Here is a 24,042-nt window from a genome sequence, read left to right on the forward strand (position 1 = left end):
ATTCCGTTTGGATATTGTCGCTGGCCTGTTTAACAACCGCCGCCAATTTGTTGTCTTATTTGATCGATCATTATGACGAACGCAATAACGAGCACAAATACGAACGCTTTTCAAAACTGAGCGCAAAAGCAGGATGGTTCTTACTGTTTTCGGCCATTATACTGGAACTTACACGAGCAATTTCAAAATCGTTTTAAATTTATTTTTGTCAAAAAGTTTTGAAGATTAAAAAATAATCATACTTTTGATTAAATTTTGATCACCATGAAGTTAGGGAACAATTTAAAACTTATTCGCAAAAGCAAGAAAAAATCCCAGGAAGAAGTAGCTTCCGATTTGGGTTTGACACGCAGCAGTTATTCCGGTTATGAAAATGAGATCGCAGAACCCGGAATCGAAACACTGATTGCTTTAAGTCAGTATTATGCTGTTCCTATTGATGATTTGCTGACCAAAGATTTCTCCACTTTTACGGAAAGCGACTGGACAACCATCAGTTCCGGTTTGTACGCAGACATCAACGGAAATAACTTGCGCGTTTTGACATCTTTGGTAGATGCCGACGACAATGAAATGATCGAGTTGATTCCACAGCAGGCGAGAGCAGGTTATACAACCGGTTATGCAGATCCGGATTATTTGAAAGTACTTCCGACCTTCAGCTTACCTTTCCTGTCCAAAAACAGGAAATACCGTTCTTTCCCGATCATGGGAGATTCCATGCCGCCGGTAGACGAAGGTTCTTTCGTCGTAGCAGAATACATTCAGAATTGGGGAAGTGTCCGCAACGGAACTCCTTGTATCGTCGTTACAAAAGACGACGGGATTGTGTTCAAGATCGTAAACAACTTCATTGAAACGCAGCAATCATTCGAATTGTGCTCGACCAATCCGTTGTATTTGCCTTACTATGTAAACGTCAACGAGATTGTGGAAATGTGGAAGTTTGTCAATTACATTTCTCCGAGCCTTCCGGAAATGCGCATTGATGATTCGACACTCACAAAAAGCATCCAGGATTTACAGCGTGAAATCATTGATTTGAAACGAACGGTTACCGGGGGAGCGAAAAACGTTGTTCATTAAACACGACACGTTCTTCGGTGATCAACTCGCGCAGTACGTTTTTGATCTTTGCTGAAAAAGACGTGTCGAATTGAGCGATAATCTCGGATAAAGTTAACGCTTTGCCTTCCAGCAGGGCAACTAATTCCAGTTCCAGTCGCGGATGCTTTTCCAGCAGGTTTTGCTCCAGGCAATAGTCACACTTTCCGCAAGGATCGCTTTTTTGCCCGAAATAAGCAATGATAAACTGAGGCCTGCAGTGTTTCTCTTCAATGAAGCGTTTCATGACGTTCATGCGCTCCAAAGCACGTTCTTTCCTGAAATGATAAACTTCCGGTTTTAATTCTACGTAATCATCCGGGAAACGCTCATGCAGGAAAGTAACCATCGGAAGATCGGTTCGCCAGGTAATGTCAATAATCCCATGCTCTTCCAGGTATTTCAACTGGCGTTCCAGTTCCTGGGGCGAGATCTTCAATCGCTGACAAGCTTCTGTTTCGTCGAGTTCGCAAAAAGAATCGAAAACTTCACTGTGATTCCTGCAAACCCAGGTAATCAAAGGATCCAAAACAGGATTCTTCAACTGGAATCCGTATAAATGCGTATTGTCGATGCTGACCTTAATGCGTGATCCTTTCAATCCTTGTTCTGAAAAAAGAATACTTCCGTTCATTTCAAGTAATTTGAAAGCCGGATAGACTTCCTGGATGTTCAAATTGAACTTTTTGACAAAATCATTGAAAGGAAGCACATAGGATTCATGTTCACCGGAGCCAATGGCCACTTTCAGGTAATTGCACAAAGCGCGATAGATCAGTTTGATCCGGTCTGTAGACGGGAACTGCGCCATTACCCGCTCAGCAATTTCGTTAATATCGGCAGGTTCTATAAACGCAAAAGTCCGGGATTCATTTCCGTCACGTCCGGCTCTTCCCGCTTCCTGGAAATAGGATTCCGGATTGTTCGGAACTTCATAATGCGCTACAAAACGCACGTTCGGTTTGTCGATTCCCATTCCAAATGCATTCGTAGCAACCATGATCGGCGTTTTTTCCGAAAGCCAGTTTGCTAACGCCAGGCTCCGTTCTTTGGCATTCATTCCACCGTGATACATGTTGGCTTTGATATTCCGTGCCTGCAGGTAAATCATCACGTCTTTCACGCTTTTACGCGTTTGACAATATACAATGCCTACATCTCCCGGGTTCTTGTGAATCCATTTCGTGATCGCATCCAGTTTATTGGAGACGTGGTAAATCTCATAACTGACATTCGTACGTTCGAAAGAAGCTTCAAAAACTTCCGGGTTCTTCAGTTTCAGATGTGTAATGATGTCTTCCTTGACTTTCGGAGTTGCAGTGGCGGTTACAGCAATCATGGGCACTTCCGGATGGAATTCCCTCAATTTGGTCACTTCCATGTAAGCCGGTCTGAAATCATGTCCCCATTCAGAAATGCAATGCGCTTCGTCAACAACAAACAAACCGACTTCCATTTGCTTTACTCTTTCCTGGAATAACCGGGTTTGTATCCGTTCCGGGGAGATGTACAGGAAGTCAATCCCGCCGAATTTGGCATTGTCGAGCAGAATATCGATTTCCCGGAAAGAAAGTCCGCTGGTCAGTGCTTTTGCGCGAATTCCTCTTTTTTGCAGTTGATTCACCTGGTCTTCCATCAGAGCAATCAAAGGCGAAACTACGATCGTAATTCCTTCACGGGCAATTCCCGGAACCTGGAAACAGATGGATTTCCCACCACCGGTAGGCAAAAGCGCAAGTACATCCTTCCCGTAAATAGCAGCATCAACAATTTCCTCCTGCAAAGGACGAAACTGAGAATAACCCCAATAATTGGAAAGAATTTCAACGCTTTTGTTTGACATGCTTTATTAAATTAAAAAGGAAACTGAGCGGAGTCGAAGTGTCCTTTTTTGAACGTGTAAAATTACTGCTTCAACTTCATTAATTTGCTGTAGTATTCCGGTTTTATCACAGATTTCAGTTCCGAATAGGGGATTACAGCCCATTCCGGATCGAGGCAAGGCGCTTTGTAGTGCGGGAACAAAGGCAAAAGCCTGATTCCTTCCGAAGTAAATACAAAATTGCAATCGGTGGTCCATAATTCCTGATCATTGTACCCGCACTCAAGTACATCATCTGGCGTGTCTTCGTCAAACTCTCCGGGATTTTCTTTGGACAAATACTTGTAAATGCGTTCTTCAAATTCCGCCTCTTTTCCGGGCAATAAATAATCTTCGGATTCGATTTTTTGGTGCGTGTTTAAATGGTAGTTAATCCCGTAACTGCTCTCACCCGGATGTGCGCCTCCACAATAGAATACCTCAAAAACAGAGAAGCACAGGAGGTCATTGGAAATGGCAAGATTGGAAAAACTGTAATTTAAATCGGAGCCATAGTTTGAGTAGGAAGCACATTCCAGGCTCGTGAGAAATTCAGTGAGTTGCAAATATTCCAGGTATAAGTTGGCATCTTTCTGTTTTTCCGCCACCAGGCCCGAATCAATGCGAAACAGGCTGATCCCGGTTAATACTTCCGTAAACGGACGGATTTTCACCTGATTGACCGTACGTACCGGCCCGTCTTGCTTCAGTTTGAAAAGCCCGATTTTCACTTTTGTCAAATCATTGTCGGCATGGCCTTCTTTCACGAGATAAGGGTTGGAGCATTTCGGACTTCCTGTTTCTTTGGTGGTTAATGCAGCCAATTTAACCGGAAGTGATTTTCCATTGTGAGACCACGTTCCCTCCAGTGCCTGGTTAGGCCATTTAAATTTGAAAATCTCTGGATTCTCAGCTATTTCCCCGTAAAAATCTCTTGAATTCAATGTAACAACTCCTGCCTTGTAGCTGCCGGTTAAGGAAATATCGACCAGCTTATTTTTATAAAAGTAGTAACCTTCAGCATGACTTCCACTCACGGAGAATTGAAGGTAAATCGGATACTTTCCGATCATTCCGCTATAGGAATGCGCTTGTCCGCAAACACGGACTGAAGAGAGGAATAAAAAACAAAAGCAAAGCAGTAGTTTTCTCTTGAAATGGCTTTTCAATGAAAGTGTTGTAAGTCCTGGCATTTTTATTTGGTTACATTAAAAATACATGTTGTTGCAAATATTGGAATTACTTCCGGATTGTTCGTGGAATCGTCAACTAATTTAGGTATATTCGCAATAACTATTAGTCGTTATGATATTACAAGACAACATGAAAGTTACTCTTACTCAAGAGTCGAAACTAAATGCTGTTGATTGGAATAATTTGCCATTCGGTAAGGTTTTTTCCGATCATATGCTGATTATGGATTATAAAGACGGCGCGTGGCAAGATCCTGAGATCATTCCATTCGGACCGTTATCCATGCATCCTGCAACGTCTGTGATCCATTACGGGCAATCAATTTTTGAAGGATTGAAAGCATACCGGATGGACAATGGCGAAGTGGCGATTTTCAGGCCTGACATGAACGCAAAACGATTCGAAGAGTCTTGTGAGCGTATGTGCATGCCGGTTATTCCTGAGAATTTATTCGTTGAACTGACCCGCAAATTGGTTGAAGTTGAAAGCAACTGGATCCCTAATAAAGAAGGATATTCCCTTTACTTAAGACCGTTTTTATTCGGAACTGATGAATACATCGGTATCCGTCCGTCTGATACGTATCGCTTTGTAATTTTTGCATGTCCGGTTGGAGCTTACTACAGTGAGCCGGTGAATGTAAAAATTGAAGAGTTCTACACAAGAGCATCAGTTGGCGGAGTAGGAAGAGCAAAAACGGCAGGGAATTACGCTGCAGCTTTGTATCCTGCTAAACTGGGACAATTGAAAGGGTATCACCAATTGGTTTGGACAGACGGAAAAACACACGAATACATCGAGGAATCGGGAACTATGAACGTGATGTTTGTGATCGACGGAAAATTGATCACTCCTTCCGAAGAGAGCGATACGATTCTAAGAGGTATTACCAAACGTTCGGTTATTGAAATCGCAAATCTTTGGGGAATGCCAGTTGAAGAACGCAAGGTTTCCGTAGCAGAAGTTGTTCAGGCGCATAGAGAAGGCCGTTTGACAGAAGCATTCGGAGCAGGAACAGCAGCAACAATTGCACACATTGCCAAAATCGGATACCGTGATGAAGATTTGATTCTTCCTCCGATCGAAACACGTACATTCTCATTGAAAGTGCATGCTTATCTGGATGATATCAAATCCGGTAAAGTAGAAGACAGCTTCGGCTGGCTTTTGAAATTGTAATGTTATTATCAGGTAATAAGATAAGTGGGCATGTGATTAATCGCGTGCCCACTGTTTTTTATGGAAAATTTGATAAGCCTGCATCCTTACAGAAATTAACAGTCATGAAGCCGATTTTCTACCTTGTGTTCCTGATCCTGTTTTCCTCACAGGCATTTAGTCAGACTACCGTTCGAATCATTGCAAAGGACAGAAGTAACGGAGATCCTGTTTCCCGGGTTTACGTTCGTCAGTACCAGGGAGATTCATTGATCAACGCTCAATATACTTCCCTGAAAGGAGTTGCTTATTTCCGGGTTTCTACCAAAGAAGCTACCAATTTCGAACTGGAACATGTTGCATTCAGTGCACTTGAAGAAATTCCAACCAAAATATTCTCAGGAAAACCAACCGATACACTGACCATTCAGGTTCGTATGCATTATTTCAAAGAAAAATTGCTGGACCAGGTTGTTATTAAACCTATCGGGATCCCGGATACCGTTTTTGAATCAGAACGTGTTTCTGTCACCGATTTTGAATTCATGCCCGATAACAACCTGCTGTTATTGACTTATCCTAAAAACCTGAAAAAAGGAACAGAACTGGTTCTTTATGACGGATTTAATTTATTGGGAGAAATTCCGCTGCCTGAAAAAGGAGAGGAGTTGATCAGGGATTATCGGGGAAATCCTCATGTATTGACGGAAAACAATGTGTATGGAATCAATCAGCGAAACAAACAGATTCAAATCGCTCAAATCCAAAAGGATTATTACATGACCTACATTGCTCCGATCGTAGACACTGCTTTCACCAAGTATTATTTTTCCAATTTCAATCCTAAATACCCTGCTTTCGATTATTTCACCTTTGATATTGTAGATTCGAGTTACCGCAAGATCGCCAAAGTACAGGATGATCTGATGATGGAGCTGTATCGTTCCGAATTCAAATGGGTGGACGTACGAACAAAACTATGGGCGAAAGAAAAAGAGAACGAAACCGGGGTCGACAAGGAAGTTTGGGTCGGAATGTACTATTTCACCAATTCCATCTACTACAAAGAATTATATGCACCGATTTTTGAACGCAACGATTCTATTTTCCTGTTCGACCATTACAAGAATTTGTTGTTCAAATATTCTTACCAGGGAGATCTTGTTGACAGCATCCCGATTTATTATCACTTACAGCCCAAAGAGAACGGATGGAAAAAGCACCTGATCCAGGATTATGAGACAGGCGAGATCTATATTCATTACGAACTTGCAGGGAAAGCGCAACTCAGACACTTTGATACAAAAACCGGGAAATTAAGTTCTCCTGTTCAGCTGCATTTCAAATACCCGGAAAATATCCAGATCAAAGGAAACAGTGTGTACTACATTTACCGACCTTTCGAATCGACGCAGAAAAAGTATTTATACCGGGAAAGATTGCCCTTCGAATATCCGTCTCAAAAGACCAATAAGGGAACTTTAGTGGAGTTAGCAAAGCCCTAAAAGCGTAAATGGAGCTAAGACGGGCGTCCTAACTCCATTCACTAATCAACCTAACCTAACCACCTAAATCATAACAAAGATACTACAAGTAATTTGATATGCAACTGATCAGGCGAAAAAAAAACAGATAAAAAATCGTTAAAAAAGTCAAGATGTTAGTAATCAGTATTTTAACTTTTTGAAAAATACCGTTAAATGATCAGCTTTCTTCCCATTGGTCCTTCACAGAACAATAGATCCAGGATAGAAACCCGGGTATTAAATTGAGTTTGATTGAACAATACCTGGTTATATACTCCCTGCATTTCCAATTGCTCATAATCCGATTCGCGGTAGTCTTCCTGGTATGAGGTTTCATACTTTTCCGTCAAAGAGAAATCAACGGACAATTGATACGTATCTAAAAAGAACTGAGTGATCTCCAAATCAAAATCGATCAGAAAGCGGTGTTTTTTGAAAAGCAACTTTTCGATATCTGAAGCGTAATGCTCGAAGTAGGGAGCAGAGGCATACGCAGTTTTCAAAGCTTTCCAATGAAGCAAAGGCCAATTTTGCTGGTACGAAACCAATACATCCTTCGTTACGGTCTTCGATCCGGAAGGTTTTTCGAGCGGCATCGTCAACACCTGGGCTCCCTGTGAACCCAGAATGACCATCCGGTTGCGGAAAGTTTGTTTCGGTAAATGATCCGAATTCTCGAAAACAAGCTGTTTAAACCGCGCCAGGTCCTGGAAATAACGAACACTTCCGAAATAGGCGATCGGGAAAACTGCGGACATAGGAAATGCTTATTGAATCTTGGTAAACATACGATCCCAGCGAATACCCGTGTAGGCACTTTTCGAGAACCAAACAACCGATGCTTTTCCAACCACGTGATCTTCCGGAACGTAACCCCAAACTCTTGAATCTGCAGAGTTGTAACGGTTATCTCCCATCAACCAGTAGTAATTCATGGCAAACTTGTAAGTAGTCGCTTTCTTCCCGTCGATGTAAATTCCGTCATTCTTTTCCTGTAACTTGTGACCTTCGTAAGCTGTAATTGCTCTTCGGTACCAGGCAATATTTTCTTTCGTCAGGTTCACAACCGCTCCTTTTGCCGGGATTCTGAACTTCGTAAAATCAGTCACTGTATTGTTTACATACAAGTCTTTCGGGAAGTTATCCAGGTTCCGGATCAATTCTGAGTAAGTTGCTTTGTGAGCTTTATCATCCGAATATTGAGGGCTTAAATACAGATTAAAAGAAGATTTCGGAGACATTCTCTTCAATTCCTGCAATCTCGCATGTGTCAGGTATACAATTTCTACTCCATTTGCATTCATCACATAATCACCTTCTTCCTGAGACAAGCCCATGGAAGTTAAATAACGCTCCAACAAAGGTTCTCCTGAAATGGTATAAGCCATGTTCTGGTTCGGATAAATTCTCGCAGGTTTCCCGTTGATATACAAAATAGAGTTTTTGATTTCAATTTCGTCTCCCGGAATAGCCACACATCGTTTGATGTAGTTTTCACGCTTATCAACCGGACGGTAAATAATTCCATAATGCTCGATGTAATTCAACCCTTTTTCAGGCATTCCTCCGCGAGAGTAAGTTACACCGCTTGCAATAGCAGTACGTGCTTTATTTCTCCATTTTTCGATATTCTGAATGAACTCTCCTCCAAGGCTATCCATGATCAGTGTTTCCGCATTTTCACCTGTTGCCATGGATTTCTGCTGAAGAACCTGGAAAGCTTCCGGATGTTTTTGGGATGCATCCTGGAACCAATACCACAATGCTTCGCTGTTTACCACCTGGTGGTAATCATGTCCCATCAAACCGTTCGGTACGCGCGGATCGTAGATCGCAGTATCACCGGAAGGATAGTTGAATACCATCACATCGTAGCGGTTCACCTTTCCGAAGCCCGGTAAACGGTAATAATTAGACGTTTCAATTCCCAGGTAAGATTTCACATTGATCCACGGAATGGTATTGTGAACCAACGGGAATGAAAGGGGAGTAACGGGAACTTTCGGTCCGTAAGCCAATTTGTTTACAAACAAGAAATCTCCGACCAACAAAGTTTTTTCCATGGATCCCGTAGGAATCTGGAACGGTTCAAAAACGTACGTACGAATGATGCTGGCGGCAACCAATGCGAAAATGATCGAATCCCCCCATTCCTTGATGGCTGATTTCTTCCCGATTCTTTTGGAACGGAATGACAATACGTAAGCCACTACGTGACCCAGAACCGGCAAAGCCAAAAACAAAGCAATGTGATCGCTATTCGTGCGTTTTGCCACTTCAACCGGACTTGCCCAGTTTGTTGGAGCCAATACCGGTAAGTTTTGATCGTTTGCAATCTTCCACAAGATCAGGTACGGAAAGAAAATTCCCTGGAGCGTATCTGCAATCGAAAAGAACCCGAATCTGCGGATATAGGAAACATTTGCAACCATCCACATTACAATATGAATTCCTGGAATGAACATCAGCAATGCCCACCATGGTTTTCCTGCCCCGAACTTAAATACGATGTAATAATTGTAAACCGGTACAAATGCCTGCCAGGATTTAGCTCCCATACGATCAAACGTTTTCCACCAAAGGGAAATGATCGGGTGGACAAGAAGCAGGAATAAGAAATAATAAAATACGTTCATAGGGTAGAATTAAAATGCTAGTACATCGCGCATGGTGTAAACTCCTTTTTTTCTATGAAGGAATTCGGCGGCAATGACGGAACCCAGTGCAAATCCATCGCGGGAATGCGCTTCGTGGCTCAAGGTTAAAGTGTCTATTTTTGAAGAATATGAAATCGTGTGTGTGCCCGGAACATCCGGCTCTCTCAATGCCTGGATAGGAAGTTCATGATCGGCATATTCCGGCCAGGAACCTGTTTCGGATTTCCAGGAAGTGTAGTTGTGATTATTCTGAATAATTCCCTGTGCCAAAGAAACAGCCGTTCCACTCGGAGCGTCCAGTTTTTGGATGTGGTGAATTTCTTCGATTTGTGCTTTGTATTCCGGATGTGCATTCATCAGTGTTGCAAGCTTCTCATTGATGTTGAAAAGAATATTTACTCCGATGCTGAAATTGGATGCATGCAATAAGGAACCGGTTTTCTCAGTAACCAGGGTAGCAACATAAGGCAAATGATCTTGCCAGCCTGTTGTCCCCACAACAACCGGAGTTCTTTGCTCCATACAAGCCTCAATGTGTTTGATCGCTAATCCGGGCTGCGTAAATTCAATAGCAACATCCGCCTGGTTCAAATCAACCTGGTCGATCGTTGTTTTGGAATCTACTTTATAAGCAATGATATGGCCGCGCTCAAGAGCAATGCGCTCAATCGCTTTTCCCATTTTTCCGTATCCGATTAGTCCGATTTTCATGTAGCGCAAAAATACTGTTTTCCCCTTCCGAATTTAACTTTTAACGAAATTTAAATTGAAAAGAAACTCCGTAAGCATTCGGGAAATAAGTTGTGGGATGAATGGATAATGACAAATCTTCGCTGATATCGAAATTTACAAAATGTGCTTCAACGCCCGCATCCACAATATTGAGGATATAAACGAGTCCTAGTCCCAATATGGCAAAGTCGCGCCGGTTGCGGTGCTGAGCATACAATGAAAGCAAACTCTGATCGTCGTAATCCAGGAAATTGCCTGGTGCATTTCCTACTTTTCGCGATTCATATTCCGCCCGGTAATCGTTCTTCAACATGTTGTTCTTTACCACGAAATAAGTCGTGGCAGTCAACCCTGCATAGATCAGCGGAACTTTCCAGTAAGCTTTCTTCTTGCCCTTTGGCATGGCAATGTGATTGTAAATCTGTCCCGAACCGGGTACCACAGCGGAGAAAAGACAGGCTCTTTTCCAGGAATGTGTTTTAACGGAATCCTGAGGCGGAGCAACAGCAAGCGAATCCTGGGCGTTTACATGAAGTGAAAACCAAACCAACGTAAAAACACCAAGGATTTTGTGCATTATTTTGTTTTGTTCAATAATTCGATGATGCGATTTAAATCTACTTCGGATGAGAAGTTAATTAAGATCTTACCACTTCCTGAATGAGTCTTCTTAATCTCCACTTTCGAAGAAATCCGATCGCTCAAATGGTTTTTGAACACTTCCTGGATCGAAGATAATTCGGGAGTAGAAGCTGTTTTTGGAGCATTCGGAGCTTCTTCGCTGGTACGTGACGTATTGGTGCGGATCAACTCTTCAATCTCACGAACAGAAAGCTGGAAATCAATGATCTGACGGTATAAGTCCAATTGACGGTCTTCATCACCGGAAGATACCAATGCGCGGGCATGCCCCATTGAAATGAGGTTATCACGAACTCCTAACTGGATTTCAGCCGGAAGTTTCAGCAAACGCAAATGGTTGGTAATCGTTGTTCTTCCTTTGGAAATCTTTTGGGACAATTGGTCCTGTGTCAAACCGATCTCATCAATCAGGCGCTGGTAGGAGAGGGCAACTTCGATTGCATTCAGGTCCTCGCGCTGAATATTCTCCACCAAAGCCATTTCAAGCATCGCCTGGTCATTCGCTACGCGGATATATGCAGGAACTTCTTCCAGTCCAGCCAATTGAGAAGCTCTGAAACGTCTTTCCCCTGAAATCAGCTGGTATTTATCTTTCCCCAGTTTACGAACCGTTAAAGGCTGGATAATTCCGTGGATCGCAATGGAATCTTTCAATTCGTTCAATGCATCTTTTTCGAAATTCGTACGCGGATTGAACGGATTGGCTTCAATCGAACCGATCGGGATCAATGCCACACCACCGGAAACGGCAGTAGCGGTCGCCGCAGGCGCAGTTGTTGTTGTAATATCAGATGAGGAACCTTCCAATAAAGCTCCCAATCCTTTTCCTAAAGCTGAACGTTTTTTCGGATTAGATGTCATTTCCTACTTGAAATTGTTTGTCGTTATTACCGATTTTTGTCAAATCGTTTCGTTGAAGAATTTCACGGGCGAAATTCAAATAATTAATAGCTCCTTTGCTGGTAGCTTCGTGCATGACGATTGTTTCACCGAAACTAGGAGCTTCTCCCAATTTCGTATTTCTGTGAATCACCGTATCGAAAACCAAATCCTGGAAGTGTGTTTTCACTTCTTCCACCACCTGGTTTGCCAGGCGCAAACGCGTATCGTACATCGTCAGGACAATTCCTTCGATTTCCAATTCCGGGTTCAGTCTTCCCTGGATGATTTTAATGGTATTCAGTAATTTCCCCAAACCTTCCAGTGCGAAATATTCACACTGAACCGGAACCATTACGGAATCCGCAGCTGTCAGGGCATTTACAGTAATCAATCCCAAAGAAGGGGAGCAATCGATGATAATGAAATCGTATTGATCTTTGATTTTGTCAAGCGCCTGCTTCAGCATTTGCTCGCGGTTAGGCATATTGATCATTTCCAGCTCAGCACCAACCAGGTCAATGTGAGAAGGAATAATATCCAGGTTCGGATTGCTTGTAGGAATAATTAATTCCGACGGATGCACGTCATTGATCAGACAATCGTAGATATTACGGGAGTTTTTCGGGTCCAGACCGACTCCGGACGTGGCATTTGCCTGCGGATCAGCATCGACCAACAATGTCTTGTACTCCAAAACACCAAAACATCCACCCAGGTTAATGGCTGTAGTTGTTTTGCCAACACCACCTTTTTGATTCGCTATTGCGATAATTTTACCCATAAGAGCACTGTAAATTTGTGGATAAAGATAAGTTATTGAAATGACCTAAGCGGTATTTCCTCCTGCTATTTTTTCAACGAATAAGATGTTGAAAGATTGTTTGAAAGTTTACAGGTCGTCAAACTGAACATCGCTACTGTAAGTGGGATTCGAACTTCCCCCGGTGTTCAATTCATTTGCTTTGTTCATGACTTCCAATAAGGTCTCCGAAAATTTATCGAAATCTTCCTTGTAAAGGAATACTTTGTGCTTTTGAAAAACTTCTTTCCCGTTGACGGTTACCTTCTTGCTTTCCGTAACGGTAATGTAATGATCCTGGCCTTTTGTGGCTTTGATATCGAAGAAATAAGTGCGTTTTCCGGCTTTAACAATTTTAGTAAAGACTTCCCGCTGAGAGTCGTAATCCAGTTCGTTTTGCATAGTTTAATAAGGGTTGCAGCAAAACAAATATGAATGATTATTATTGATATACAAAATTTTGAGGCAGAAATTTACTTTTTCGGTTTTCGTTTCTTCCCGGAATTGAGCGTAGCAGATGGCTCTTCCTCTTTTTTGTGCTTCTTCTTCAACTCATATTTTTCAAGAGCGGTCATTTCTTTTTTGTCCTTCTTAACCGGCTTCTTGCTTTCTTCGGTTGTGTTCAGCGCATCTGAATCCGGTAAAACGGCTACGTGTACATCGTTTGCAGAACCTTTTCCTTCACCGGTCGGATCGATCCATTTCGATGGAGTGGAAGTCACGCTGACTTCTCCGCTTTTATCGATGGAAGCAACGGAAACAACATTGTCTTTCTTGTTGATGCCAACAACGTCCTCTTTCAATACCCAGCGATTGTTATCAAGGATGAAAGCATCGTAAGACATATCCGGAACATAGAATTCGTAGAAACCGACCATTGTAGGAGTTTCCGGCATTAAATGATCGAAAATAATACGGTTGTATTCCGGTTCGTAGCGCAAAGACATTACAGAACGCTCCGAATGTTCGTAGAACATACGTTTTGCCGTTGTAGTGCCGGATTTGAACAGGGGATAGCCCAATTTTAAACTGTTCCCGGAAAATGCGATAACATCAATCAGCTTGGTGTTGCTCATGCGTGTTCCGCCATCCCAACCAAGAACGGTGTAATAGGTTTTATTTGCTTTTTCTACCGGAATAATCTGGTAATACAAAGCTCCGTACCACATATCTGCTTCCAGCGTTTCTTCCGGTTTAGCAGTAAGTAAAAAGGATTTGTCGATTAATTCGATGACCTTGTGTTTCGTGTCTTTCAAGGAGTTCCGGTGAAGCACGTACGCATAATACTTTTGGGTTCCGTCGTCCTGTTCCACGTTCCAGTTCACAATGCGCACCAATTTATCCGGACTGTCAATCACTCCGAGTGTTTTCAATTTGGTAAATGTGATGTCGAAAACAGTAGGTTCGTTGAGCGTTTGCTCGATCAGCTTTTTAAATTGCTTATTCCAGTTTTCCTTGCCTGCATTATCCCGGGCCCCGCGAACGGAATCCAACAATACAGCCAGTTCGTTTTCCCTCGAATAGGAATCGAATTGCCCCCAGGACTGGAGCGCAGTAAACATTGTAATGATTAAACCGAATGAAACCTTCATAACTCTAGAACGTCAAAAAAGTAACCAGGTTACAATTTAAGAATAATTGAAGCAATTACAAGTGCATGAAATCCTTTTTCGCAAGCAATTCATCTTCGCTTTCACGATATTCCGGATCATCCACACAGCAATCAACCGGACAAACTGCAGCGCACTGAGGCTCATCATGGAAGCCTACACATTCGGTACATTTGTCCGGAACAATGTAGTATACATCCATGTCTTTCGGTTCGAAATTTTCATCTGCCTGAACCATTTCACCATCCAACGTTGTAATCAATCCTTTTAATGACGTACCGTCCGCATACGTCCATTCAGCGCCACCTTCATAGATTGCGTTGTTCGGGCATTCCGGCTCGCATGCACCGCAATTGATGCATTCGTCTGTAATCATGATTGCCATAAGAGACTTTTTTTGTGCAAATATACGGAGGTCTCGGATTTAAACGTTGAAATATTTCAAAAAATTAATGGAATTCCTACCGGAGGAATTAACTTTGCATCGTGGAAAAAAGAGCAATTACAGAAGTTTTCGGTCAGCTTCAAAAAGCACTCAAAGCTTTTACAAGCAACGAACAATGGCCCGGTTACGAATGCGGATTAACGGAAGATGAATTTCAAGGATTTCAGCGCTTAATCAACAAAGAAATTCAATTAAACCCGTGGTTTACCAAAGAGAATTGTATCAAGGCTTTAAATGGAATCATTCATTTAACTGAAAAAGAAGCGCTTGAAAACTTTTCCAACAGGTATTCATTTACCTCCAGTCCGAAGACGATTGCATTGATCATGGCCGGAAACCTTCCCTTCGTGGGATTCCATGATTTGCTTTGTGTGCTGATTACCGGGAACAAAGCATTGTGCAAATTGAGTAGTTCCGATACGCGCATTCCTATGAAACTGATCGAATGGATGCACGAATGGAATCCTGAACTGAAAGAATACATTCGCATTTCTTTGGGACCGATCAAAAACTACGATGCCGTGATTGCAACAGGAAGCAACAGTTCCATTGCACAATTTGAAACGTATTTCGGAGGAGTTCCCCATTTATTCCGGAAAAACAGGACATCTATTGCTGTTTTGGATGGCTCGGAAACAAACGAAGAACTGGCAAAATTAAGCTCCGATTGTTTTGATTTCTTCGGGATGGGCTGTCGCAACGTTTCCAAATTGTACCTGCCTGTAGGATTTGACCTGAACCGCATTTTTGAGAATTTCATGGACCAGGCACATTTGATCCAGCATCATAAATACGGGAACAACTACGATTACAATCGCACGGTTTATTTAATGAACCAGATTCCGTTCCTGGATAATAATGTATTTATGCTAAAAGAAGACGAAGGCATTCACGCTCCGTTATCTGTGATCTACTACGAATACTACCGGGAAGAAGGGCTGCTCCTGCATAAAATTACCGAAATGAAAGACGAGCTTCAGGCGGTTGTCGGACATGATTTCATTCCTTTCGGGAAAGCACAGTCTCCGGATATAACAGATTTTGCGGATGGAGTAGATACCTGCGCATGGCTGAATTCACTTCATTAAAGATGACTCCGGTCAGTCACCTTTGAAAAAAGCCGCCCATTCCGTTCACTGAGCGGAGTCGAAGTGACGGATTGCGGAGTTATTAACAATCGTCTTCAAAGTTTTCAACATTTTTTGTAACCAAGTTCTTACTTTTGCGTATTCTGGAAAGAATTCAATGCCTTTTAACATGATGAGAAGCTTAGCAATTGTAGGATTTGGGATTTCTTTTTCCGTTTTCGGAGGACAATCCCCGGCAAAAATGACACAGACAGATTACGTGAATATGTGGTCGAATGTGGCAGTTGAACACATGCTTACTTACCGTATTCCGGCAAGTATCACACTTGCGCAGGGTTTGCTGGAAAGTGCCAATGGAAACTCACCGCTTGCAACTGAAGCCAATAATCATTTCGGGATTAAATGCAGCGACTGGACAGGAGAGAAGATGTACTTCGATGACGATGCAAAAGGAGAATGTTTCCGGAAATATCCCAATGCAACGGAATCATACAACGATCACAGCTTATTCCTGACCAAAAAACCGCGTTATGCAGGTTTGTTCCAATTCCCGGTTGATGATTACAAGAACTGGGCGAAAGGATTGAAGAAAGCAGGCTATGCAACTCACCCGGAATATGCTGAAAAATTAATCGATTTGATCGAACGCCTGAGATTGTACGAATACGATGATAAAACTGCTCCTGATACTAAAGGAACAGAGTTGTTGGCAAGTAATGCAAAAGAAAACTCAGCTTCCGGTTCCAAATCCAAGTCCAAAGAAACGGCAAACAATAAGCCGGTTTCTTCCATGAAGATCGATGAAGCGTGTTTGAAATACCAAACTCACACCGCGAAAGAAAACAAGAACGATGTGAAATTCATTGTTGCCCGGAAAGGGGATACTTACTATAAAATTGCGAAAGAATACGATTTGGCGATGTGGCAAATGTACAAGTACAACAATTTCGTGGAGAAAAAAGACATGCTTGAACCGGGCGATATCGTTTATATCGAACCGAAAAGAAGCAGGTCCCGTTGTAAAGACGTGACTTACACTGCCAGCAAAGAAATTACATTGATCGAGATTTCCCAGGCAGAAGGGATCAAATTGAAAAGCCTTGTAAAAATGAACGGATTCACATCCGAAAAAGTGACTGTCCAGAAAGGACAAAAGATCCTTCTTCGTTAGTTATCTGCGTTGAAGTTTATTGTTGTTGTTTGTGAAAGGTTGTGTTATGCAACCTTTTTTTTTGGAAAGTTTCAAGTGAGTTCAAAAGTTCAAATGTTCAAAAACCAGCATTTGAACTTTTTTAAACTATTAAACCATTGAACGCCTTCTTAGGATTTCAATGCTGAAACTCCCAATTCCCTCTGATTCATTATGGAGCAGGTGCTAAATTGTTTTAAGAAAAATACTAGGATTAAAAGATTTTGTTAAATTTGAGAAACTCCTGTATTATGAAACCCTCAAACGAACTGTATAAGTTAATCAAGTCGTTGACTAAATCTGAAAAGCGATTTTTCAAGCTTTCTTCAGCTTTACAATCCGGTGAAAAGAACTACCTGAAGATTTTTGATTTTATCGAAAAACAAGGTGCTTACCGGGAAGAGGATTTAAAGGAATTCTTTCAAAATGAGACATTTGTAAAACACTTGCCTTCTGAAAAAAACCATTTATACCGGTTGATCCTGAAAAGTCTTCGCGTTTATTATTCGGAGCAATCAGCTTCAAGCGTTCTTAAGCAGGAATTAAAAAACGTAGAGATTTTATACAACAAAGCTCTTTACAAAGAGTGCGAAAAATTTGTTCAGCGGGCAAAAAGTTTAGCCATTGAGCACGAGGAGTTTTATTACTGGTACGAATTGATCGCCTGGGAGAAAAAGCTCCTGGAAGCAGCTTATGAGGACGGTGAGTTTTCAAGGAACCTGGATGATATCATCGAAGAGGAGGAATTGGTGATTGCGAAATTGCGAAACCTGGCGGAATACCAGGTCATTTATTCCAAGATCAATTTGATTTTCCGCTCGGGAGGATTTACCCGTAATGAAGAGGAGCGAAAAATTGTTGAGGACATTTCCAATTATCATTTGATCAAAGGAAAGAACACGGCACTTTCCACGCGGGCATCTTCCATGTGTTACTACATCAAAGGATTGTGTGCTGCAACCAACCGGAATTACGAAGATAGTTTCCAGTTCTTTAACCGCACCAAAGATATCCTCGACAACAATCCATTGATCAAAGAAGATCTGGGACAGCGTTATATCCTGACACTTTCTCATTTATTGCGTTGTTACATTGACAACAAACAGTTCAAGGAAGCTACAAACGTGATCCATGAGATCCGTTCACTGGAAGGAAGCAAAGGATTTAATTCCACCGATTTATCCCTGCGCATTTTCACCATCTCCTACAATGGGGAATTTGCTTTGAACCACGCTACCGGAAATTTCGAAGCTTCCGCTAAACTCGCCGACGAAGTACGCGTTAGATTGCGTGACCTGGATGACAAAGTTTCGAAAGAACAGAATATTTTGTTCAGCTATAACCAGGCTTATACGTATTTCGGGATCGGAGATTATAAAAAAGCGCTTTCAACCCTGAACGAAGTACTGAATGATAACGAACAGCGTTTGAGACAGGATATTTACAGTTTTGCCCGCATTTTCAACCTGATCATTCATCTGGAACTGGAAAACTATGATTTCCTGGAATATGTGATCAAATCCACGAACCGTTATTTAAGCAAACACGACCGCGACTACGAAATAGAAAATGTAGTGATCAAGCATTTGCGCAAACTGGCAAAAAGCATGAATGTGACTCAGCGCAATGAGATCCTTTCGAAAATGAAAGTGGAAGTAGCCGAGTTGATGAAAGATCAGCAGGAACGTGTGATCCTGGATTATTTCCACCTTCCGGCGTGGATCAATTCGAAACTGGATAAAGTAGATTTCTCAAAAGCAATCAAGGAGTACAATCACTTGTAATCAAACTTGTATTGCATCCCGATATTGAAAGTGGTATTTACAATATCCAGGTCTGATCTGCTTTCGAAAAATGCCTTGTAAACAGAACTTGTTGTCAGGTAACGCACAGAAAGATCCAGGTAAACCCGGTTGAAACGGAATCCGAATCCTCCGCTGACCGTTTGGCTGAATGTTTTCCCGTAGCTTCTTGCCAACGTATCTCCTTTCGGGTAGTAACCATAACCACCACGGATGAAAAACATGTTGTTAATCGCCCACTCACCACCAACACGCACATTCAAAGCATCCACCATCTGGCTTTTAATTGTTGCGTTTTCAATGGCGTAATTGTAAGGAGTATAAGCTTCGTCGGTGGTGGTTTTTAATCGTCCCCAGGCATAATTCAGATATTCCAAATCCACATTGATACAACCGTTGTCACCGAACACAAATCCAAAAGATCCGACAAACTTGGTAGGAGTCCAGATTCTGTATTTGTATTTATTAACCGGCAGAAAACTTGGATCTACGTATTTCATCCCATCGGCGTGAAGCGCCTGCATGTCAGCCGAATATTCATCCGTGATCTGGTAAAAAGTAGGTGTATGAATAGCAACTCCCACACGGAACCAATCAGCCGGCAGGAAAATAGCACCCAATTTCACATTTGTTCCGCCTCCTTTTGACCGGTAGTTGTATTGATAAACATACGACATTAAACCAAGCGTTCCTGTTGTATCGGTCAATGTTTCTTTGTGAATGATTGATTCGGAGAAATTCAGGGTATTGTAAGAAACCGAAGCTCCGAAATAGATTTTATCCAGGTAATTTGCGCTGAGCCCAAAGTAAAATTCATTGATTCCTCCACGGTTCAAAACAGTGCGATTATGAATTACATCCGCGGAATTCAATCTCGGGTAATAATTGTTATTTGCATCCGGATCGATCGCATATGTTTGATAGGCCAGGGAAGAGGTGTATGGCTGATACGTGTATAGATCTTCCGGTGCAATTCCCGAAGCCCCCGAAGCAAATACATCCAAGAGCGACTCGAACTGTTGTCCGCTGTAATTGAATGAATTATCGAAATTTGCAACACGGTTCATCCCGAAAGAGATTTGCGTGTAGATCAAACCGGAATTAGAACTGGAAACGTCACTTACAACCGTTCCGGCCAAATTAGGTATCCGCACTTTAAATGCATCCATGGATGAAGTTCCTGTTGAGACAGCCTCACCGTTCCCTCTGAAATGCGAAGTTGTTTTAACGGAAGTACCCGCTGCACCAAAAGAGAATGAACTCACGGAAGCTCTTCCGAATCCGGCCGGGTTGATACCGATACAACCGCTTTCTGCACCTAAAGCTCCGAAGGAACCTCCCATTGCATCAAACCGCGCTGATCCCTGAACGTACGTGTTTGATAACCGGTATACATCTACTTCATTCTGTCCGAACGCAAAAAAGGCTCCGGTAAAAACTGAAGCCAAAACTATCTTAGATCTCATTTATTTAATTTATCGTCTACCACCACTTCTTGATCCTCCACCTCCGGAAGGCGAACTTACGCTTCCTCCCCCGGAACCACCGCCGCTTCTCATAGTAGGAGTACTTGTTCGCGGGCTGGAATTTGTATTGATTGTTCTGTTACTAACGCCTTGGTTCGGATTTGATTCCGATCTGTTGTAAGTGCCTGTTCGCTCCGTGGTAGGATTAGAAGGACGGCCTGCAACTACAGGTCGTGCAGACTGTCGTGGGCTCACACCGGTAGCTGAAACTCTTCCGGGAGCAGGGTTCCCTGTATTAAGAACCGGTGACGGATTCGAAAGTGTATTTCTACCGACTCCGCTAAAACCGTTCGTATTCGGTTTCGCGATTAATTTGTTGTCGTAATGTACAATCCCGGAAGAGGATGATGCCATTCTTCCGGTAGAAGTTCCTGCATGTGCATTCGACATATTTCCTGCTGTATTTGGCTTACTTGAAGGTGTAAACCAGGAAGTATTCCCGTAATAAGAAGGATATCCGCCTCCGTAAGGATAATAACCGTACGGATAAGCAGTGCTGTAGCCATAATGATAAGGATTCCCGAAAGTATTGCTTCCGTATCCATAACCGTACCCCATGTTGTAATAAGGAGTATAGAAATTACTGTAGCCATAATAACCCAATCCGGTAATCGGAGCATACGGGGAATATCCGTAATAAACATATTGGGTATTGTAAAAATAATCGTAGTACTGACGCGGGGAAACATAGGTTGTGCGCTCCTGCGGAACCTCAGTTTGTTCCTTCTTCGCGACAAAAGTAGCGTAATCCGTCACGTCATTCAGGTCCGTTCCCGGAGGCATAATAGGGGTGCGCGTATTGTAAACGTCATCCTGCATGAAATGCTCGGAAGAACTACATCCTGCAAGGGATATTGCAACTCCAAAACAAACTCCGAATTTTAACACGTTATACATGATGATAAAGATTAAAAAGGTTGATTAAAGATAGCTGATTTATTTCTAATTTTACGGTTTTATTCTTAAAATTTAACATACTCAAAAATGTCACAGAAGTACGCTACTCGCGCCGAAGATTATTCAAAGTGGTATAATGATTTAATATCCAGAGCTGACCTTGCAGAACACTCGGATGTTAAAGGAATGATGGTAATCAAACCCTATGGTTATGCTATTTGGGAAAACATGCGCGACATCCTGGATGCAAAATTCAAAGAAACAGGTCATCAGAATGCGTACTTCCCCTTATTCATCCCGAAAAGCTATTTGAGTAAAGAAGCATCCCACGTGGATGGTTTTGCGAAAGAATGTGCGGTTGTAACGCATTACCGTTTGAAAAACGATCCGAACGGAGGAGGTGTTATTGTGGACCCGGATGCAAAGCTGGAGGAAGAATTAATCGTTCGTCCGACTTCCGAAACCATTATCTGGAACTCGTACAAAAAATGGATCCAATCTTACCGCGACCTGCCGATTTTGATCAATCAGTGGGCAAACGTAGTTCGCTGGGAAATGAAAACCCGTTTGTTTTTGCGCACTTCCGAGTTCTTATGGCAGGAAGGCCACACGGCGCATTCCACGAAGGAAGAAGCGATCCGGGAAACAGAACAAATGCTGGATGTTTATGCAGATTTTGCAGAACAATATATGGCGATGCCGGTAATCAAAGGCCACAAGACAGAAAGCGAGCGTTTTGCAGGAGCCGATGATACTTACTGTATCGAAGCCATGATGCAGGACGGAAAAGCTTTGCAAGCAGGAACTTCCCACTTTTTGGGGCAGAACTTTGCAAAGGCATTTGAAGTTAAATTCAGCGATGCGCAAGGTAAACTGGAATACGTTTGGGCAACTTCCTGGGGAGTTTCCACCCGTTTGATGGGAGCTTTGATCATGACCCATTCCGATGATGAAGGTTTGGTATTACCACCTGCGCTTGCACCGATTCAGGTAGTGATCGTTCCGATTTACAGAACAGAAGAAGAATTGCAATCAATCAACGAAGCAGTAGCCAAAATCTCTGCCGAACTGAAAGGATTGAAGATCAAAGTGAAATACGATGCCGACGATCAGAAACGTCCGGGATGGAAATTTGCCGAATACGAAGCAAAAGGAGTTCCGGTTCGTATGGCGATCGGGCCAAGAGACCTGGCAAATGGAGTAGTGGAGATTGCCCGTCGTGATACGAAGGAGAAATACGCCATGAACATTGACAACATCGGTGCTTCCATTACTGCTTTATTGGATGAGATCCAGGTGAACTTGCTTAAAAAAGCAAACGAATTCCGCGATCAGAACATGCACAAAGTGGATACTTACGAAGAGTTCAAAACGAAACTGGAGCAGGACGGAGGATTCTACCTGGCTCATTGGGACGGAACCAAGGAAACGGAAGCTAAGATCAAAGAAGAAACAAAAGCAACGATCCGCTGTATTCCTATTGATATTGCTTCGGAACCAGGAGTTTGTATGGTGACCGGGGCTCCTTCAAAAGGACGCGTGGTTTTTGCGAAAGCATATTAACAAATTGATAATGTAAAATTTTAAAATTGAAAAGATGGATTGTTTTTAACTGAGGCAATTGTTCAGCCTTAGAAATAACCCTCTTTTCAATTTTCCATTGTCAATTTTTCAATTCAAAAGATTATGGAAGATTCACGAAAAATCATACAGGATATTTTGATCCGGAAAGCAGGATTGAAGCAGGATATCTTTCACGATACGAAAAATCATTTTGAACGCTTTAAAACGCATTTACTGCAGGAAATCGAAGCATTGCGGGCTTCTGTTGAAGATCCCAGGATTCGTTTACACTTAGAGAACAAAGGTGAATTCCAGGTGCAGGTGTATGTGGGGAGTGATGTGCTTGTTTTTCAAATGCATACCAATGTATTCAAATTGCCCGACGAACATCCGATGTGGCAAACAGATTACCTGAAGGAAGATAAAAGCCGCGGTTTTTTCGGGATTATCAATATCTACAATTTCCTGGCGGAATCTTATCTGAAGAACCGGAGCAATGATTTGGGATACCTGATCGGACGTGTTTTCATCAATAAAGACGAACATTTTATGGTGGAAGGAAAGGGGCAATTGGGCTTTTTATTCCGTGATTTGACCAATTCGGTGCTTACGGATGCGATTCTTACGAACATCATTCACGTCTCCTTTGCCTATGCTTTAGACTTCGATTTGCTAACTCCGCCTTATGAAATCGTGTCAAAAGTGACCGTTTTCCAGATGCAGGAACTCGAAGCGAGCAGTCAAATGTCGACCGGTAAACGACTGGGTTTCAAATTTGAAGCAGAAGACACAGATTTTTTTTAGAAAAAAAGCATCGGAAAAGCTTGCAAATAGGAAAAATCCAAGTATATTTGCACTCCGAAATTCAAAAACGGCCCATTCGTCTAGTGGTTAGGACGCCAGGTTTTCATCCTGGAAACAGGAGTTCGATTCTCCTATGGGCTGCCAACTTAGTTGGCCCATTCGTCTAGTGGTTAGGACGCCAGGTTTTCATCCTGGAAACAGGAGTTCGATTCTCCTATGGGCTGCAAATTTTAGATTGTAATAAAAGAAAAAAATGGCAAATCACAAGTCAGCACAAAAACGAATTCGTTCTAACGATGTTAAGCGTTTGCGTAACAAGTACCAACACAAAACAACTCGTAACGCAGTACGCAAACTTCGTTCTTTGAAAGATAAGAAAGAGGCAAGCGAATTGTTGCCAGCAGTAGTTTCCATGTTGGATAAATTGGCAAAGCGTAATATCATTCACAAAAACAAGGCTGCGAACTTGAAATCAGGTTTGACAGTTGCTGTGAACAAATTATAAGAAATTCATTCAAGAATGAGAAGGTCTTGTCTGCCAGACGGCGATGAGACCTTTTTGT

22 protein-coding genes and 2 tRNA genes are annotated in these 24,042 nt (G+C 42.3%); 11 read left to right on the forward strand and 13 right to left on the reverse strand.

Translation table 11 applies throughout. The features are described from left to right. Positions 1-264: 264 nt before the first annotated feature. Positions 265-1,086: a helix-turn-helix transcriptional regulator gene (locus tag ABDW02_RS06120; RefSeq protein ID WP_343633165.1), complete on the forward strand. Its 822-nt coding sequence runs from the start codon at positions 265-267 to the stop codon at positions 1,084-1,086. On the opposite strand, the gene ABDW02_RS06125 is transcribed toward ABDW02_RS06120, so the two are convergent. Both ABDW02_RS06125 and ABDW02_RS06130 read right to left on the reverse strand, forming a co-directional pair. Next, positions 1,055-2,947: an ATP-dependent DNA helicase RecQ gene (locus ABDW02_RS06125; protein WP_343633167.1), complete on the reverse strand. Its 1,893-nt coding sequence runs from the start codon at positions 2,945-2,947 to the stop codon at positions 1,055-1,057. The genes ABDW02_RS06120 and ABDW02_RS06125 overlap by 32 nt on opposite strands. Positions 2,948-3,009: 62 nt before the next feature. Beyond that, positions 3,010-4,158, reverse strand: a complete 1,149-nt coding sequence (locus ABDW02_RS06130) for a hypothetical protein (protein ID WP_343633169.1) — start codon at positions 4,156-4,158, stop codon at positions 3,010-3,012. Positions 4,159-4,288: 130 nt separating this feature from the next. Between ABDW02_RS06130 and ABDW02_RS06135 the strand changes: the two genes are divergently transcribed. Both ABDW02_RS06135 and ABDW02_RS06140 read left to right on the forward strand, forming a co-directional pair. Next, the gene (locus ABDW02_RS06135; protein WP_343634251.1) at positions 4,289-5,338 is read left to right on the forward strand and encodes a branched-chain amino acid aminotransferase; all 1,050 of its coding nucleotides are present in this window, start codon (positions 4,289-4,291) and stop codon (positions 5,336-5,338) included. Between the two features lie 104 nt (positions 5,339-5,442). Further along, positions 5,443-6,822, forward strand: coding sequence for a hypothetical protein (locus tag ABDW02_RS06140; RefSeq protein ID WP_343633171.1), 1,380 nt, complete (start codon positions 5,443-5,445; stop codon positions 6,820-6,822). 191 nt (positions 6,823-7,013) lie between these two features. Here ABDW02_RS06140 and ABDW02_RS06145 read toward each other — a convergent pair whose 3' ends face one another. From ABDW02_RS06145 to ABDW02_RS06185, 9 genes are all read right to left on the reverse strand, one after another. Continuing rightward, positions 7,014-7,601, reverse strand: coding sequence for a WbqC family protein (locus ABDW02_RS06145; RefSeq protein ID WP_343633173.1), 588 nt, complete (start codon positions 7,599-7,601; stop codon positions 7,014-7,016). Between the two features lie 9 nt (positions 7,602-7,610). Continuing rightward, positions 7,611-9,479: a S26 family signal peptidase gene (locus ABDW02_RS06150; protein WP_343633175.1), complete on the reverse strand. Its 1,869-nt coding sequence runs from the start codon at positions 9,477-9,479 to the stop codon at positions 7,611-7,613. A gap of 9 nt (positions 9,480-9,488) precedes the next feature. Further along, on the reverse strand, positions 9,489-10,211 hold the full coding sequence (gene dapB / locus ABDW02_RS06155; RefSeq protein ID WP_343633177.1) for a 4-hydroxy-tetrahydrodipicolinate reductase: 723 nt from the start codon (positions 10,209-10,211) through the stop codon (positions 9,489-9,491). A 40-nt stretch (positions 10,212-10,251) separates the two neighbouring features. Next, positions 10,252-10,809, reverse strand: coding sequence for a DUF5683 domain-containing protein (locus ABDW02_RS06160; protein WP_343633179.1), 558 nt, complete (start codon positions 10,807-10,809; stop codon positions 10,252-10,254). After that, the gene (locus tag ABDW02_RS06165; RefSeq protein WP_343633181.1) at positions 10,809-11,735 is read right to left on the reverse strand and encodes a ParB/RepB/Spo0J family partition protein; all 927 of its coding nucleotides are present in this window, start codon (positions 11,733-11,735) and stop codon (positions 10,809-10,811) included. Before ABDW02_RS06165 ends, ABDW02_RS06160 begins: the two co-directional genes overlap by 1 nt. Beyond that, on the reverse strand, positions 11,725-12,537 hold the full coding sequence (locus tag ABDW02_RS06170) for an AAA family ATPase (RefSeq protein ID WP_144331368.1): 813 nt from the start codon (positions 12,535-12,537) through the stop codon (positions 11,725-11,727). Before ABDW02_RS06170 ends, ABDW02_RS06165 begins: the two co-directional genes overlap by 11 nt. 108 nt (positions 12,538-12,645) lie before the next feature. After that, positions 12,646-12,957, reverse strand: coding sequence for a DUF3276 family protein (locus ABDW02_RS06175; protein ID WP_343633185.1), 312 nt, complete (start codon positions 12,955-12,957; stop codon positions 12,646-12,648). A 71-nt stretch (positions 12,958-13,028) separates the two neighbouring features. After that, the gene (locus tag ABDW02_RS06180; RefSeq protein ID WP_343633187.1) at positions 13,029-14,117 is read right to left on the reverse strand and encodes a hypothetical protein; all 1,089 of its coding nucleotides are present in this window, start codon (positions 14,115-14,117) and stop codon (positions 13,029-13,031) included. Between the two features lie 85 nt (positions 14,118-14,202). Further along, positions 14,203-14,550, reverse strand: coding sequence for a 4Fe-4S dicluster domain-containing protein (locus tag ABDW02_RS06185; RefSeq protein ID WP_343633189.1), 348 nt, complete (start codon positions 14,548-14,550; stop codon positions 14,203-14,205). Between the two features lie 101 nt (positions 14,551-14,651). Between ABDW02_RS06185 and ABDW02_RS06190 the strand changes: the two genes are divergently transcribed. The 3 genes from ABDW02_RS06190 to ABDW02_RS06200 all read left to right on the forward strand — a co-directional run bounded on the left by ABDW02_RS06190 (position 14,652) and on the right by ABDW02_RS06200 (position 18,671). Then, the gene (locus ABDW02_RS06190; protein WP_343633191.1) at positions 14,652-15,698 is read left to right on the forward strand and encodes an acyl-CoA reductase; all 1,047 of its coding nucleotides are present in this window, start codon (positions 14,652-14,654) and stop codon (positions 15,696-15,698) included. Between the two features lie 169 nt (positions 15,699-15,867). Beyond that, positions 15,868-16,869: a glucosaminidase domain-containing protein gene (locus tag ABDW02_RS06195; RefSeq protein ID WP_343633193.1), complete on the forward strand. Its 1,002-nt coding sequence runs from the start codon at positions 15,868-15,870 to the stop codon at positions 16,867-16,869. Positions 16,870-17,138: 269 nt separating this feature from the next. Continuing rightward, positions 17,139-18,671, forward strand: a complete 1,533-nt coding sequence (locus ABDW02_RS06200; protein ID WP_343633195.1) for a hypothetical protein — start codon at positions 17,139-17,141, stop codon at positions 18,669-18,671. Here the strand turns inward: ABDW02_RS06200 and ABDW02_RS06205 are convergent. Both ABDW02_RS06205 and ABDW02_RS06210 read right to left on the reverse strand, forming a co-directional pair. Next, positions 18,662-20,155, reverse strand: coding sequence for a hypothetical protein (locus ABDW02_RS06205; protein WP_343633197.1), 1,494 nt, complete (start codon positions 20,153-20,155; stop codon positions 18,662-18,664). The genes ABDW02_RS06200 and ABDW02_RS06205 overlap by 10 nt on opposite strands. 9 nt (positions 20,156-20,164) lie before the next feature. Continuing rightward, positions 20,165-21,112 carry a hypothetical protein gene (locus ABDW02_RS06210; RefSeq protein WP_343633199.1) on the reverse strand — a complete coding sequence of 316 codons (948 nt, stop codon included), beginning with the start codon at positions 21,110-21,112 and terminating at the stop codon, positions 20,165-20,167. A gap of 87 nt (positions 21,113-21,199) precedes the next feature. On the opposite strand from ABDW02_RS06210, the gene proS reads away from it, so the two are divergent. The 5 genes from proS to rpsT all read left to right on the forward strand — a co-directional run bounded on the left by proS (position 21,200) and on the right by rpsT (position 23,984). Continuing rightward, positions 21,200-22,675, forward strand: a complete 1,476-nt coding sequence (proS, locus tag ABDW02_RS06215; RefSeq protein ID WP_343633201.1) for a proline--tRNA ligase — start codon at positions 21,200-21,202, stop codon at positions 22,673-22,675. Positions 22,676-22,798: 123 nt separating this feature from the next. Then, on the forward strand, positions 22,799-23,479 hold the full coding sequence (locus tag ABDW02_RS06220; RefSeq protein ID WP_343633203.1) for a hypothetical protein: 681 nt from the start codon (positions 22,799-22,801) through the stop codon (positions 23,477-23,479). 69 nt (positions 23,480-23,548) lie between these two features. Beyond that, positions 23,549-23,623 (forward strand) — tRNA-Glu (locus ABDW02_RS06225). Between the two features lie 8 nt (positions 23,624-23,631). Beyond that, positions 23,632-23,703: transfer RNA gene (locus ABDW02_RS06230), tRNA-Glu, on the forward strand. Positions 23,704-23,732: 29 nt separating this feature from the next. After that, positions 23,733-23,984 (forward strand): 30S ribosomal protein S20, encoded by a 252-nt coding sequence (rpsT, locus tag ABDW02_RS06235; protein WP_294672238.1) that lies wholly within the window; start codon positions 23,733-23,735, stop codon positions 23,982-23,984. Positions 23,985-24,042: the final 58 nt, after the last annotated feature.

The sequence above is a fragment of the Fluviicola sp. genome (assembly GCF_039596395.1).
Lineage (GTDB): Bacteria > Bacteroidota > Bacteroidia > Flavobacteriales_D > Crocinitomicaceae > Fluviicola.

What these genes read in the sequence shown, in the direction of transcription:
- ABDW02_RS06205 (WP_343633197.1), bottom strand. Translation starts at nt 20,155, where the DNA reads ATGAGATCTAAGATAGTTTTGGCTTCAGTTTTTACCGGAGCCTTTTTT.
- proS (WP_343633201.1), top strand. Translation starts at nt 21,200, where the DNA reads ATGTCACAGAAGTACGCTACTCGCGCCGAAGATTATTCAAAGTGGTAT.
- ABDW02_RS06170 (WP_144331368.1), bottom strand. Translation starts at nt 12,537, where the DNA reads ATGGGTAAAATTATCGCAATAGCGAATCAAAAAGGTGGTGTTGGCAAA.
- ABDW02_RS06135 (WP_343634251.1), top strand. Translation starts at nt 4,289, where the DNA reads ATGAAAGTTACTCTTACTCAAGAGTCGAAACTAAATGCTGTTGATTGG.
- ABDW02_RS06140 (WP_343633171.1), top strand. Translation starts at nt 5,443, where the DNA reads ATGAAGCCGATTTTCTACCTTGTGTTCCTGATCCTGTTTTCCTCACAG.
- ABDW02_RS06145 (WP_343633173.1), bottom strand. Translation starts at nt 7,601, where the DNA reads ATGTCCGCAGTTTTCCCGATCGCCTATTTCGGAAGTGTTCGTTATTTC.
- ABDW02_RS06125 (WP_343633167.1), bottom strand. Translation starts at nt 2,947, where the DNA reads ATGTCAAACAAAAGCGTTGAAATTCTTTCCAATTATTGGGGTTATTCT.
- ABDW02_RS06165 (WP_343633181.1), bottom strand. Translation starts at nt 11,735, where the DNA reads ATGACATCTAATCCGAAAAAACGTTCAGCTTTAGGAAAAGGATTGGGA.
- ABDW02_RS06150 (WP_343633175.1), bottom strand. Translation starts at nt 9,479, where the DNA reads ATGAACGTATTTTATTATTTCTTATTCCTGCTTCTTGTCCACCCGATC.
- ABDW02_RS06185 (WP_343633189.1), bottom strand. Translation starts at nt 14,550, where the DNA reads ATGGCAATCATGATTACAGACGAATGCATCAATTGCGGTGCATGCGAG.
- ABDW02_RS06120 (WP_343633165.1), top strand. Translation starts at nt 265, where the DNA reads ATGAAGTTAGGGAACAATTTAAAACTTATTCGCAAAAGCAAGAAAAAA.
- ABDW02_RS06180 (WP_343633187.1), bottom strand. Translation starts at nt 14,117, where the DNA reads ATGTTTACTGCGCTCCAGTCCTGGGGGCAATTCGATTCCTATTCGAGG.
- dapB (WP_343633177.1), bottom strand. Translation starts at nt 10,211, where the DNA reads ATGAAAATCGGACTAATCGGATACGGAAAAATGGGAAAAGCGATTGAG.
- ABDW02_RS06195 (WP_343633193.1), top strand. Translation starts at nt 15,868, where the DNA reads ATGATGAGAAGCTTAGCAATTGTAGGATTTGGGATTTCTTTTTCCGTT.
- rpsT (WP_294672238.1), top strand. Translation starts at nt 23,733, where the DNA reads ATGGCAAATCACAAGTCAGCACAAAAACGAATTCGTTCTAACGATGTT.
- ABDW02_RS06210 (WP_343633199.1), bottom strand. Translation starts at nt 21,112, where the DNA reads ATGTATAACGTGTTAAAATTCGGAGTTTGTTTTGGAGTTGCAATATCC.
- ABDW02_RS06130 (WP_343633169.1), bottom strand. Translation starts at nt 4,158, where the DNA reads ATGCCAGGACTTACAACACTTTCATTGAAAAGCCATTTCAAGAGAAAA.
- ABDW02_RS06200 (WP_343633195.1), top strand. Translation starts at nt 17,139, where the DNA reads ATGAAACCCTCAAACGAACTGTATAAGTTAATCAAGTCGTTGACTAAA.
- ABDW02_RS06220 (WP_343633203.1), top strand. Translation starts at nt 22,799, where the DNA reads ATGGAAGATTCACGAAAAATCATACAGGATATTTTGATCCGGAAAGCA.
- ABDW02_RS06175 (WP_343633185.1), bottom strand. Translation starts at nt 12,957, where the DNA reads ATGCAAAACGAACTGGATTACGACTCTCAGCGGGAAGTCTTTACTAAA.
- ABDW02_RS06160 (WP_343633179.1), bottom strand. Translation starts at nt 10,809, where the DNA reads ATGCACAAAATCCTTGGTGTTTTTACGTTGGTTTGGTTTTCACTTCAT.